The 13165-nt window shown below is 60.5% G+C and carries 13 protein-coding genes; 11 read left to right on the top strand and 2 right to left on the bottom strand.

Annotated features, from left to right (window positions below):
- Positions 1–68: 68 nt before the first annotated feature.
- Positions 69–1310 carry a CNNM domain-containing protein gene (locus ACLEJQ_RS00970; protein WP_440791329.1) on the bottom strand — a complete coding sequence of 414 codons (1242 nt, stop codon included), beginning with the start codon at positions 1308–1310 and terminating at the stop codon, positions 69–71.
- Between the two features lie 12 nt (positions 1311–1322).
- On the bottom strand, positions 1323–2135 hold the full coding sequence (locus tag ACLEJQ_RS00965) for a cytochrome C assembly family protein (protein WP_440791327.1): 813 nt from the start codon (positions 2133–2135) through the stop codon (positions 1323–1325).
- Between the two features lie 206 nt (positions 2136–2341).
- Here ACLEJQ_RS00965 and ffh point away from each other — a divergent pair, with 206 nt between their 5' ends.
- From ffh to ACLEJQ_RS00910, 11 genes are all read left to right on the top strand, one after another.
- Positions 2342–3718: a signal recognition particle protein gene (gene ffh, locus ACLEJQ_RS00960; protein WP_440791325.1), complete on the top strand. Its 1377-nt coding sequence runs from the start codon at positions 2342–2344 to the stop codon at positions 3716–3718.
- A 252-nt stretch (positions 3719–3970) separates the two neighbouring features.
- On the top strand, positions 3971–4222 hold the full coding sequence (gene rpsP / locus ACLEJQ_RS00955) for a 30S ribosomal protein S16 (protein WP_003198088.1): 252 nt from the start codon (positions 3971–3973) through the stop codon (positions 4220–4222).
- 5 nt (positions 4223–4227) lie between these two features.
- Complete coding sequence (gene rimM / locus ACLEJQ_RS00950) at positions 4228–4764, top strand: ribosome maturation factor RimM (protein WP_440791323.1); 537 nt, start codon at positions 4228–4230, stop codon at positions 4762–4764.
- Positions 4746–5519 (top strand): tRNA (guanosine(37)-N1)-methyltransferase TrmD, encoded by a 774-nt coding sequence (trmD, locus tag ACLEJQ_RS00945; protein ID WP_440791321.1) that lies wholly within the window; start codon positions 4746–4748, stop codon positions 5517–5519. The genes rimM and trmD overlap by 19 nt, the downstream gene beginning before the upstream one ends.
- A 45-nt stretch (positions 5520–5564) precedes the next feature.
- Positions 5565–5915, top strand: a complete 351-nt coding sequence (gene rplS / locus ACLEJQ_RS00940; RefSeq protein WP_003175895.1) for a 50S ribosomal protein L19 — start codon at positions 5565–5567, stop codon at positions 5913–5915.
- Positions 5916–6025: 110 nt separating this feature from the next.
- The gene (xerD, locus tag ACLEJQ_RS00935; RefSeq protein ID WP_440791319.1) at positions 6026–6922 is read left to right on the top strand and encodes a site-specific tyrosine recombinase XerD; all 897 of its coding nucleotides are present in this window, start codon (positions 6026–6028) and stop codon (positions 6920–6922) included.
- A 507-nt stretch (positions 6923–7429) separates the two neighbouring features.
- Complete coding sequence (locus ACLEJQ_RS00930; protein WP_440791317.1) at positions 7430–8161, top strand: DsbC family protein; 732 nt, start codon at positions 7430–7432, stop codon at positions 8159–8161.
- A gap of 132 nt (positions 8162–8293) precedes the next feature.
- Complete coding sequence (locus ACLEJQ_RS00925) at positions 8294–9598, top strand: homoserine dehydrogenase (RefSeq protein ID WP_440791315.1); 1305 nt, start codon at positions 8294–8296, stop codon at positions 9596–9598.
- Between the two features lie 105 nt (positions 9599–9703).
- Positions 9704–11113 carry a threonine synthase gene (gene thrC, locus ACLEJQ_RS00920; RefSeq protein ID WP_440791313.1) on the top strand — a complete coding sequence of 470 codons (1410 nt, stop codon included), beginning with the start codon at positions 9704–9706 and terminating at the stop codon, positions 11111–11113.
- Positions 11114–11230: 117 nt separating this feature from the next.
- Positions 11231–12595: a transporter substrate-binding domain-containing protein gene (locus ACLEJQ_RS00915; RefSeq protein ID WP_440791311.1), complete on the top strand. Its 1365-nt coding sequence runs from the start codon at positions 11231–11233 to the stop codon at positions 12593–12595.
- A 162-nt stretch (positions 12596–12757) separates the two neighbouring features.
- Positions 12758–13045, top strand: coding sequence for a DUF3509 domain-containing protein (locus tag ACLEJQ_RS00910; RefSeq protein ID WP_440791309.1), 288 nt, complete (start codon positions 12758–12760; stop codon positions 13043–13045).
- The last annotated feature ends 120 nt before the right edge of the window (positions 13046–13165 follow it).

The following is a 13165-nucleotide window of genomic DNA, read 5'->3' as shown; positions in this document are numbered from 1 at the left end:
TGATGGGGCTGCTTCGCACTGGTGCGCCAGCCCGGCCCGGCGGGAGCAAGCTCCCTCGCCACAGGAGATCAAAGAACCGCAGGCACCGAGCTGTTATGCCACGCCAGCACCTGGCTGACGCGGTTGTCCACGGTCTCGACGATTTCCAGCCGGTAGCGGCCGATCTTCAGGCATACCGGGCTCTCGGGAATGGTTTCCAGCGCTTCGGTCACCAGCCCGTTGAGGGTCTTGGGGCCGTCACAGGGCAGGTGCCAGCCCAGGGTCCGGTTCAGTTCACGGATCGACGCGGCGCCGTCGATCATCAGGCGACCGTCGGGCTGGGGATGGACGTGCGGGTTGTCGAGGCTGTGCTCGCTTTCGAACTCGCCGACGATTTCTTCGAGGATGTCTTCCAGGGTGACGATGCCCAGCACCTCGCCATATTCGTCCACCACCATGCCCAGGCGCCGTTGCTGCTTGTGGAAGTTCAGCAATTGCAGTTGCAGGGGCGTGCTTTCGGGGACGAAGTACGGTTCATGGGAGGCGGCCAGCAGCGCTTCCTTGGTCAGGCTCGCATCCGCCAGCAAGTGGCGGATCTGGCGGGTGTTGAGCACCGCTTCGACCTGGTTGATATCGCTGTGGAATACCGGCAGGCGGGTCCGACGGTTCAGGCGCAACTGTTCGATGATTTCGCCGATGGGGTCGTCCAGGTTGATCCCGTCGACCTCGCTGCGGGGCACCAGGATGTCATTGACGGTAATGTTATCCAGGGCATGAATGCCGGACATCGGCTGCAATCGACCGCCGTTGTGCTCCGGTTCGTGTTCGCTGCGCGATGGCGTAGGCGTTTCGTCATCGCTTTGCTGCACCACCTTGGTCTTGCGGGCAAGCGGTCGTAGCAACCATTGGCTGAGGCTGTTCAGCAGCCAGGCAAACGGATAAACAATCTTCAATGGAATGCCCAGCAAGGTGTTGCCCAGTGCCAGCACTGCATCGGCCTGGCGCACGGCCAGGGTGCGCGGCAGGTAATCGGCGAACACCAGCAGCGCTGCGCTGGTGCCCAGCCAGGCCGCCCAGGGACCATTCTCCTGCCAAGTGAAGATCCCCAGCAGTGTGCCGATCACCATGGCCATGGCGCGACACAAGGTATTGCAAAGGATCAGGCTGGACAGCGGGAAGTTCAGCGTCGCCAGCGGCTTGTCGGTGGCGCGCGAGGCCTTGCGTTGGGCCCGCAGGTGCTGCTGCGCGGCTTCGATGGCGGTGAACAGCGCTGACCAGAGAATCAGTACGACCAACACGGCGAGCAGCGGCGCCACGGGCAACGTATCCATCAGGGCCGTCCGTCAGATGTGCAGGATGTATTCACGGACCAGCTTGCTGCCGAAGTAAGCCAGCATCAGCAGGCAGAAGCCGGCCAGGGTCCAGCGAATCGCTTTATGGCCGCGCCAGCCGAGACGGTTGCGGCCCCACAGCAACACGCTGAACACCACCCAGGCCAGGCACGCCAGCAGGGTCTTGTGCACCAGGTGTTGGGCGAACAGGTTCTCGACGAACAGCCAGCCGGAGATCAGCGACAGCGACAGCAGCGTCCAGCCACCCCAGAGGAAGCCGAACAGCAGGCTTTCCATGGTTTGCAGTGGCGGGAAGTTGCGGATCAGCCCGGACGGGTGCTTGTGCTTGAGCTGGTGATCCTGCACCAGCAGCAGCAAGGCCTGGAACACCGCGATGGTGAACAGTCCATAGGCGAGGATCGACAGCAGGATGTGGGCGAGGATGCCCGGTTCTTCGTCAATGACCTGCACCGTGCCCGACGGCGCGAATTGCGCCAGCAAAACCGTCGCCAGCCCCAACGGGAAAAGCAGCACCAGCAGGTTTTCCACCGGGATGCGCGAGCAGGCCAGCAGCGTCAGGGCGATCACGGCCACCGCGATCAGGCTGGCGGCGTTGAAGAAATCCAGGCCCAGGCCGATCGGTGTCATCAGGTGGGCATAAAGACTGGCGGCATGGCCGAGCACCGCCAGCACGCCAAGCGTGACCAGCAGGCGTTTGTTCGCCTTGGCGCCGGAGGCCAGGCGAGTGCCTTGGTAGAGGGTCGCAGCGGCATATAGGCAGGCGGCGACGAGCGAGGCAAGCAAACTGGGTGACAAGGGGAGCATAAATCCTGTTAGGCAGGCCCGAAAGGCGCTGAGTTTGGCATAGAACCCCCACCGCACGAAAGACCGCCGGCACCGACAGCGAGGTGTACGCGGCACGCTTCTTCGCTATAATCCGCGACCTGCCCACGCCGCAGGCTCGCCGAGCACATTTTTCACGGTCTGGGCCGCCATTATCCCGGTCTCATCTGGGCCTGAAAGGATCGCGCATGTTTGAAAACCTAACCGACCGTCTCTCGCAGACGCTGCGCCATGTCACCGGCAAGGCGAAACTGACCGAAGACAACATCAAAGACACCCTGCGCGAAGTGCGCATGGCGCTGCTTGAAGCCGACGTCGCCCTGCCGGTGGTCAAGGACTTCGTCAACTCGGTCAAGGAACGCGCCGTCGGCACCGAAGTGTCGCGCAGCCTGACGCCGGGCCAGGCGTTCGTGAAGATCGTCCAGGCCGAGCTCGAAAGCCTGATGGGCGCCGCCAACGAAGACCTGAACCTGAGCGCCGTGCCGCCAGCGGTGGTGTTGATGGCCGGCCTGCAGGGCGCGGGCAAGACCACGACCGCCGGCAAGCTGGCGCGCCTGCTTAAAGAGCGCAAGAAGAAGTCGGTGATGGTGGTGTCCGCGGACGTCTACCGTCCGGCGGCGATCAAACAACTGGAAACCCTGGCCAACGACATCGGCGTGACGTTCTTCCCGTCCGACCTGAGCCAGAAGCCGGTGGACATCGCCCAGGCTGCTATTAAGGAAGCAAAACTCAAGTTCATCGACGTGGTCATCGTCGACACCGCCGGTCGCCTGCACATCGACGAAGAGATGATGGGCGAGATCAAGGCACTGCATGCCGCGGTCAAGCCAGTGGAAACCCTGTTCGTGGTCGACGCCATGACCGGCCAGGACGCCGCCAACACCGCCAAGGCGTTTGGCGACGCGCTGCCGCTGACCGGTGTGATCCTGACCAAGGTCGACGGCGACGCCCGTGGCGGTGCCGCGCTTTCGGTGCGGGCCATCACTGGCAAGCCGATCAAGTTCATCGGTATGGGCGAAAAGAGTGAAGCGCTCGAACCGTTCCACCCCGAGCGTATCGCTTCGCGCATCCTGGGTATGGGCGATGTGCTCAGCCTGATCGAGCAGGCCGAGCAGACCCTCGACAAGGACAAGGCCGACAAACTGGCCAAGAAGCTGAAGAAGGGCAAGGGCTTCGACCTCGAAGACTTCCGCGACCAGCTGCAACAGATGAAGAACATGGGCGGCCTCGGCGGGCTCATGGACAAACTGCCGAACATCGGTGGCGTGAACCTGGCGCAGATGGGCAATGCCCAGGGTGCGGCTGAAAAGCAGTTCAAGCAGATGGAAGCCATCATCAACTCCATGACCCCGGCCGAGCGCCGCGACCCTGAGCTGATCAGCGGTTCGCGCAAGCGTCGGATCGCCATGGGCTCCGGCACCCAGGTGCAGGACATCGGTCGCTTGATCAAGCAGCACAAGCAGATGCAGAAGATGATGAAGAAATTCTCCGCCAAGGGCGGGATGGCCAAGATGATGCGCGGCATGGGCGGTATGTTGCCCGGCGGCGGCATGCCCAAGATTTAACGAATCCACGCATCGGCGCTCCTGCCGGTGCAGCCCACGGGGACGTGGGATTTGCAGCCAACCGCCTTCGGACGGGGGGCTGACTGGCCGTTTTCAACGACGGCTCCATGGCAGATCTGGATGGCCAGCCGATAGGCGCCGGAAAAAGACATTTGCAAAAGTCCGGATATTCCTTAGAATATGCGGCCTTTCGGGCACCTATGCCCGCTGTGCATTTAGATTTGCAGCACCGACTACAGGAACGATGTTCACATGCTAACAATCCGTCTTGCCCTTGGCGGCTCCAAAAAGCGCCCGTTTTACCACCTGACCGTAACCGACAGCCGCAATCCGCGTGACGGTTCCCACAAGGAGCAGGTTGGTTTCTTCAACCCTGTTGCCCGTGGTCAGGAAGTTCGTCTGTCCGTGAACCAAGAGCGCGTAGCCTACTGGCTGAGCGTTGGTGCACAACCTTCTGAGCGCGTTGCTCAGTTGTTGAAGGAATCGGCTAAGGCTGCGGCCTGAGCAATATGAACGCGACGCCAAAAGATGCTGATGACCTGATCGTTGTCGGCAAGATCTATTCTGTTCATGGCGTTCGCGGCGAAGTGAAGGTGTATTCCTTTACTGATCCGATCAAAAACCTGTTGGACTACAAAACCTGGACGCTCAAGCGCGAAGGTAGTGTGAAACAGGTTGAGCTGGTCAGCGGACGCGGGAATGAAAAGTTCCTGGTCGCAAAGCTCAAGGGTCTCGATGATCGTGAAGAAGCGCGTCTTCTGGCCGGTTATGAGATCTGCGTGCCACGCAACCTGTTCCCTGAACTGACCGACGGCGAGTACTACTGGTACCAGCTGGTAGGTCTGAAGGTCATCGACCACCTCGGGCAATTGCTCGGGAAAATCGATCACCTGCTCGAGACCGGTTCGAATGATGTCATGGTGGTCAAGCCTTGCGTCGGCAGTCTGGATGATCGCGAACGCCTGTTGCCCTATACCGAGCAATGCGTGTTGGCCGTTAATCTGGAAGCTGGCGAAATGAAGGTGGAATGGGATGCGGATTTCTGAACGTGGCTAGTTTGCGCGTCGAAGTCATCACATTGTTTCCCGAGATGTTTTCCGCCATCAGCGAGTACGGCATAACCAGCCGCGCGGTGAAACAGGATCTGTTGCAGCTGACCTGTTGGAATCCGCGGGACTACACCACGGATCGGCATCACACTGTGGACGATCGCCCGTTTGGCGGTGGTCCGGGCATGGTGATGAAGATCAAGCCCCTGGAAGATGCACTGGTTCAGGCCAGGACGGCAGCCGGGGAGGGTGCGAAGGTGATCTACCTGTCGCCCCAAGGCCGCCAGCTGACTCAGTCGGCGGTACGCGAGCTGGCGAATTCGGATGCATTGATCCTGATTGCCGGCCGTTATGAAGGCATTGACGAGCGTTTCATTGAAGCTCATGTCGATGAAGAGTGGTCGATTGGCGACTATGTACTGTCTGGCGGCGAGCTGCCGGCGATGGTCCTGATCGATGCGGTTACACGACTGCTGCCTGGAGCTTTAGGGCATGCAGATTCCGCTGAGGAAGATTCCTTTACGGATGGTCTGCTGGATTGCCCGCACTACACCCGACCGGAGGTGTATGCGGATCAGCGTGTTCCCGACGTGTTGCTAAGTGGCAACCACGCGCACATCCGGCGTTGGCGTTTGCAGCAGTCCCTTGGTCGGACCTACGAACGACGCGCCGATCTTCTGGAAAGCCGCTCGCTTTCTGGAGAAGAGAAGAAGCTGCTCGAGGAATACATCCGCGAGCGGGACGATAGTTAACAACGTATCGATGGTGAGTCCGACGACTTGCCTTAGGAGCACAGCATGACTAACAAAATCATCCTTGCACTCGAAGCAGAGCAGATGACCAAGGAAATCCCTACCTTTGCCCCGGGCGACACCATTGTCGTTCAGGTGAAAGTGAAGGAAGGCGACCGTTCGCGTCTGCAAGCGTTCGAAGGCGTTGTTATCGCCAAGCGTAACCGCGGCGTAAACAGTGCATTCACCGTTCGTAAAATCTCCAACGGTGTTGGCGTAGAGCGTACTTTCCAGACCTACAGCCCGCAAATCGACAGCATGGCTGTGAAGCGTCGCGGTGACGTGCGTAAAGCCAAGCTGTACTACCTGCGTGACCTGTCCGGTAAAGCAGCGCGCATCAAGGAAAAACTGGCTTAAGTCCAGCTTCCGATGCAAAAAAAGCAGCCTGCGGGCTGCTTTTTTGTTGCCTGCGATTTGCACTTTGCGCACCCTGCATAACTTCGGTTTTGCATCTTTCATGAGCGTTTATGCCTGCCATCGATCACCCCTTGATAGACCAGTTTCTCGACGCCCTTTGGCTGGAGAAGGGCCTGTCCGATAACACCCGTGGCGCCTATCGCAGCGACCTGGCGCTATTCAACGGCTGGTTGCAGGAACAGGACCTGGAGCTGATCAATGCCGGGCGCGAGCTGATCCTCGATCACCTGGCCTGGCGCCTGGAGCAAAACTACAAACCGCGCTCGACCGCACGCTTTCTTTCCGGCCTGCGTGGGTTTTATCGCTATCTGTTGCGGGAAAAGCTGATCGCGGTGGATCCGACGTTGCGCGTGGAAATGCCCCAATTGGGACGCCCACTGCCCAAGTCGCTGTCGGAGGCTGACGTGGAAGCGCTACTGGCGGCGCCGGACCTGAGCGAAGCCATCGGCCAGCGCGACCGGGCCATGCTGGAGGTGCTCTATGCCTGTGGCCTACGGGTCACCGAACTGATCAGCCTGACGCTGGAACAGGTCAACCTGCGCCAGGGTGTGCTGCGGGTGATGGGCAAAGGCAGCAAGGAACGCCTGGTGCCGATGGGTGAAGAAGCGATCGTCTGGGTCGAGCGCTACATGCGCGACGCGCGCCATGAACTGCTGGGCGGACGCCCCAGCGACGTCTTGTTCCCGAGCCGCAACGGTGAGCAGATGACCCGTCAGACCTTCTGGCACCGCATCAAACACCAGGCCAAGGTCGCCGGGATCGCCAAGTCCCTCTCGCCCCACACCCTGCGCCATGCCTTCGCCACGCATTTACTCAACCACGGCGCCGACCTGCGGGTCGTGCAGATGCTACTGGGCCACAGCGACCTGTCCACCACCCAGATCTACACCCACGTCGCCCGGGCACGGTTGCAGGATTTGCACGCCAAGCACCATCCTCGGGGATGAATGAGGGCGACAGCCACTATCCCTGTGGGAGCGAGCTTGCTCGCGAAGACGGCGGTACATTCAACAGCTGTGCAAGCTGACCCACCGCCATCGCGAGCAGGCTCGCTCCCACAATGATCTGTGGCGTCCGGTTATTTTGTGTTCGCCGCCATTCCCCTGTGGGAGCGGGCTTGCTCGCGAAGACGGCGGTACATTCAACAGCTGTGCAAGCTGACCCACCGCTATCGCGAGCAGGCTCGCTCCCACGCTGATTTTTGGTGTCGGGCTATTTTGTGTTCACCGCCGTTCCCCTGTGGGAGCGAGCCTGCTCGCGATGACGGCGGTACAGTCAATGAGCTTCTCGAGCCAGGCCCTACAAAAAAGCCCCCCGCCAATGTCTTGCATCACCGGCATTCGGCCACGCGGGGCTTACTGTGGTAGGCTTTGCCGGTTTGCACAGTGGGCGGCTGGAACCCGAATCTGCGGGTCGGCGTTTCCCCGTCTCATTTGTCCGCCTCAGGAGTCCCCATGCGTTTGATCCAGATGTTCACCGCCGCCGCGATTGCGTTGGCCAGTACCTTTGCCATCGCCGACGACGCGGCTGACAAGGCTATCCGCAAGAGCCTGGAAAACCTTCAGCTGGAAGTGCCGATAGAAGCCATCTCGGCCAGCCCCATGAGCGGGCTGTATGAAGTCAAGCTCAAGGGCAGCCGCGTGCTGTATGCCAGTGCCGACGGGCAATACATCGTCCAGGGCAACCTGTTCGAGCTCAAGGATGGTAAGCCGGTCAATCTCACCGAAATGACCGAGCGCCAGGGCATTTCCAAGTTGATCAACGGCATTCCGGTCGCCGAGACCGTGGTCTACCCGGCGGTCGGCGAAACCAAGTCCCATATCACCGTGTTCACCGACACCACGTGCCCGTACTGCCACAAGCTGCACGCCGAAGTGCCGGAGCTGAACAAGCGCGGCATCGAAGTACGCTATGTAGCGTTCCCGCGCCAGGGCCTGGGCTCGCCGGGCGATGAGCAGTTGCAGGCGGTCTGGTGCTCCAAGGACAAGAAAGCGGCCATGGATAAAATGGTCGACGGCAAGGAAATCAAGGCTGCCAAGTGCGAGAACCCGGTTTCCAAGCAGTTCGCCCTTGGCCAGTCCATCGGCGTGAACGGTACGCCGGCCATCGTTTTGGCGGACGGACAGGTGATTCCGGGCTATCAGCCGGCGCCACAAGTCGCCAAACTGGCCCTTGGCGCGAAATGATCATGGGCGATCCGTTCTTGAAGATCACGGCTCGGCGAAAACCTTCGTCGGGCCGTTAAACACAAAGTCGCGTTGCTGCGCGGCTGTATTTCACGGCCGACCTTGCGTCGGCCGTTTCATGGGGAGTCAAGTGTGAATCCGGTCAAAGTAGGCATCTGTGGGTTAGGTACCGTCGGTGGCGGCACCTTCAACGTACTTCAGCGCAACGCCGAGGAAATTGCTCGTCGTGCCGGGCGTGGAATCGAAGTGGCACAAATTGCCATGCGCACGCCAAAGCCTCAGTTCCAGACGACCGGTATTGCGATTACCAACGATGTGTTCGAAGTGGCCACGAACCCTGAGATCGACATCGTCATAGAGTTGGTGGGCGGCTACACCGTTGCCCGCGAGCTGGTACTCAAGGCCATCGAGAATGGCAAGCATGTGGTCACCGCGAACAAGGCGCTCATCGCTGTTCACGGTAATGAAATTTTCGCCAAGGCCCGCGAGAAGGGCGTGATCGTGGCTTTCGAAGCCGCCGTGGCCGGTGGTATCCCGGTGATCAAGGCGATCCGCGAAGGCCTGTCGGCCAACCGCATCAACTGGGTAGCCGGGATCATCAACGGCACCGGCAACTTCATTCTCACCGAGATGCGCGAGAAGGGCCGCACCTTTGAAGACGTGCTCGCCGAAGCCCAGGCCCTCGGTTATGCCGAAGCCGATCCGACGTTCGACGTGGAAGGCATCGACGCGGCGCACAAGCTGACGATCCTGGCGTCCATCGCTTTCGGTATCCCGCTGCAATTCGACAAGGCCTACACCGAAGGCATCACCAAGCTGACCACCGCTGACGTGAACTATGCCGAGGCCCTGGGCTATCGCATCAAGCACCTGGGCGTGGCGCGCAGCACCGCCAGCGGCATCGAGCTGCGTGTGCACCCGACCCTGATCCCGGCCGACCGCCTGATCGCCAACGTCAACGGCGTGATGAACGCGGTGATGGTCAACGGCGACGCTTCCGGTTCGACGTTGTTCTACGGCGCCGGCGCGGGCATGGAGCCGACCGCCTCTTCGGTGGTGGCCGACCTGGTGGACGTGGTTCGCGCCATGACCTCGGATCCGGAAAATCGTGTGCCGCACCTGGCCTTCCAGCCGGATTCGCTGTCGGCCCACCCGATTCTTCCGATCCAGGAGTGCGAAAGCTCCTACTACCTGCGCATACAGGCCAAGGACCATCCGGGCGTACTGGCCCAGGTAGCGACTATCCTGTCGGAGCGTGGCATCAATATCGAGTCGATCATGCAGAAGGAAGTCGAGGAACACGACGGCCTGGTGCCGATGATTCTGCTGACCCACCGCGTGGTCGAGCAGCGTATCAACGACGCGATTGCCGCGTTGGAGGCGCTCCAGGGCGTCGTCGGCCCTGTTGTCCGGATCCGCGTTGAGCATCTGAATTAATCAAAGCTGCAAGCCGCAAGCTGCAAGCTCCAAGTAAAAGCCGATCCGCTGGCAACTTGTAGCTTGCAGCTCGAAGCTCGAAGCTCAAACCAAAGGTTTGCCCCCATGCGCTATATCAGCACCCGCGGCCAGGCACCGGCCCTGAATTTCGAAGATGTCCTGCTGGCCGGCCTGGCCACGGACGGCGGCCTCTATGTGCCGGAAAACCTGCCGCGCTTCACCCAGGAAGAAATCGCTTCCTGGGCCGGCCTGCCATACCACGAGCTGGCGTTCCGAGTCATGCGCCCGTTCGTCACCGGCAGCATTCCGGACGCCGATTTCAAGAAGATCCTGGAAGAGACCTATGGGGTCTTTTCCCACAACGCCATCGCACCGCTGCGTCAACTCAACGGTAACGAATGGGTGATGGAGTTGTTTCACGGCCCGACACTGGCTTTCAAGGACTTTGCCCTGCAGCTGCTTGGCCGCTTGCTGGACTACGTGCTGCAAAAACGCGGCGAGCGGGTGGTGATTGTCGGTGCGACCTCGGGCGACACCGGTTCGGCCGCCATCGAAGGCTGCAAGCGTTGCGAAAACGTCGACATCTTCATCCTGCACCCGCACAACCGCGTCTCGGAAGTGCAGCGTCGGCAGATGACGACGATTTTCGGCGATAACATCCATAACATCGCCATCGAAGGCAACTTCGATGACTGCCAGGAAATGGTCAAGGCCAGCTTCGCCGACCAGGGCTTCCTCAAGGGCACCCGGCTGGTGGCGGTGAACTCGATCAACTGGGCGCGGATCATGGCCCAGATCGTCTACTACTTCCACGCGGCGCTGCAGTTGGGCGGCCCGGCCCGCTCTGTGTCGTTCTCGGTGCCCACCGGCAATTTCGGCGATATCTTCGCCGGCTACCTGGCGCGCAACATGGGGCTGCCGATCAACCAATTGATCGTCGCCACCAATCGCAACGACATCCTGCATCGCTTCATGAGCGGCAACCAGTACGTCAAGGAAACCCTGCACGCCACGTTGTCGCCATCGATGGACATCATGGTGTCGTCGAACTTCGAACGCCTGTTGTTCGACCTCCACGGGCGCAACGGAGCGGCGATTGCCGGCCTGATGGACAGCTTCAAACAGGGTGGTGGTTTCAGCGTCGAACCCGAACGCTGGACCGAAGCCCGCAAGCTGTTCGATTCCCTGGCGGTGGATGACGCACAAACCTGCGAGACCATCGCCGAGGTGTTCGCCCAGACGGGCGAACTGCTCGATCCGCACACCGCCATCGGCGTGCGGGCTGCCCGGGAGTGCCGTCGCAGCCTGGATACCCCGATGGTCATCCTAGGGACCGCCCACCCGGTCAAGTTTCCGGAAGCAGTGGAGAAAGCTGGCGTAGGAAAAGCGCTTGAACTGCCTGCACATCTTTCTGATTTGTTTGAGCGAGATGAGCGCTGCACCGTGTTGCCAAATGACCTGAAAGCCGTACAGGCCTTTGTCAGCCAGCATGGCAACCGCGGCAAGCCTCTCTGACCGCCGCAACCTGTCACATTTTGAAGCCCGTCTCCTGACGGGCTTTCTTGTTTCTGCATGCCAAACTGGCCGGGTTTTCGCCTTGGAGGAGGGCGAGTCATCTCGAAGGAAGTGCAGATGTCGTTTTTTATCAGAAGCAAGCCAGCGCTGAGCTGGGTGATGGGCCTGGCCCTGTTGTACTGGGCGCAATGGAGCAGCGCGGCACAGATGGCGGCCCTCGACACGCCACCGCCCGATGTGCGGCCGGTGCTGGATGCCCAGGAGTTGAAATGGATCAAGGAGAACCCGCGGGTCATCGTCGCCTCGATGCAGTTTCCGCTGTACCTGTTCAAGAATGAACTGGGCCGGTGGGACGGGCTCAATCACGACATTCTCCAGCGTATCGCGCAAATGACCGGGCTCGAATTCGTGCACCGGGAGTCATTTTCCCCCGATCAGTTGATGACGATGCTGGAGAACGGCGAAGCCGACATGACCACCACCCTGGCAATGAATGACGAGCGTAGGGATTTCCTGAGCTTCAGCCATGCCTTTGGCGGTTACGGCTGGGTGTTCGTCGGGCGTGATGGCGAGTCTGCCTTGCATTCCCTGGAGCAGCTCAATGGCAGGGTCCTGGCGTTGCCGGCGCGGCATGCCCTGGAAGCGGAAATCCGCCGTGACTACCCGGCCATCCAGCTGCGTACGGTCAAGACCAACAGCGAGGCGCGGGCACTGGTGGAAAGTCGGGAAGCCTTCGCGACCATCGAAAATGAAACGGGGGTGCATCTGTACCCCACAGGGCAGTTGCAGGTAGGCGCCAGTGTGGAGGGCAAATGGGAGCCGGATTACCTGGCCGTGCGCCAGGACCTGCCGTCGCTGCTCAGCATTCTGAATAAGGCCCTGGAGGTCTTCCCGGCCGAGGAAATGCGTGCCCTGCGCGCCAAATGGATGGCCGGCAGTGCGCCTGCCCAGGAGCCGTCATTCTGGAGGCGGGTGTCCGGTTGGGGTTACTGGTGCGTGCCGGTGGTGGCGCTATTCGGTTTGCTCTCGGTGTTGTGGAACCGTCGCCTGAAAATACAGATCGACCAGCGCCTCAAGGCCGAGGCGGTGCTCAAGGACCAACTGATGCTTCAGAGCGCTTTGATGGACGCTATCCCCGACCCGATTTTTATCCGGGACCTGGAAGGCCGCCTGATCATGTGCAACAAAAGCTATGAGGAACAATTCGCGACCCGCTTTGAAAGGCTGCGCGGTACGCGGCTGATTGACTGTGCCGCGTTTCCGCCGGCCACGGCCGAGTTGTTGCACGGGGAGGTCATGGAGCAGCTGCGCACCGGCCAGCCTCGATACATCGACCGCCAGTTGATGTTTCGCAGCGGTTTGCGGGAAATCTACCACTGGTCGGTGCCCTTCTATGGCGCCGACGGGCAATTGCGTGGCCTGCTGGGGGGCTGGATCGATGTCGGCCGCCGCTGGAGCCGCTCCGATCGGTTCCTGGCCTGAGGCGGGCCGATGCGGCTGTTGTCTAGCTGTCATATTCGACGCGCATGCTCGATTGAACGAGTTCCGGCGTGCCGGCTCGGTGCGCTAACGAACTTTCTACTGCGGCCCACGGTCACTTAGTGTGTACATGCAGTTGTTTTCGGACTATTGAAGGGTGAGCGAATGGAAAGTATCAGCCTATTGCTGGGTGAGGCTTTGAGCCCGTATCAGGTCACGCTGACTCCCTCTGGCGCCAAGGACGAATGCCTGGTGACACTGAAGAATACCTCCGGGGCGATCATGGTCGAGCGCGTGTTCAACCAGGCTCAATTGACCGACAAGCGTCAGTTGACGGATGTCGTCGATGGCTTGCATCGCGATGTACTGATTGCCGAGGGGCGCTTGGAGCCTTGTGTGATCGCAGCGCTGCGTAACCTGGCCGCCGACAAGGTCATGGCCGCCCCGAATTGACTGAGATTGTGTGGGAACCTTCTTACAGTCTGGAGAGTCAGACTTTTTACCAACAAGAGCGAGCATTGTGCTCCGGTGCTCGTCGCTTGTGGTACGAACCTTGATATGGGTTACGTTTAA

Source organism: Pseudomonas sp. SMV71, from assembly GCF_052042015.1.
Taxonomy (GTDB): domain Bacteria; phylum Pseudomonadota; class Gammaproteobacteria; order Pseudomonadales; family Pseudomonadaceae; genus Aquipseudomonas.
Note: the sequence above shows the minus strand (reverse complement) of the source record. Positions and strands in the feature narration are given on the sequence as shown.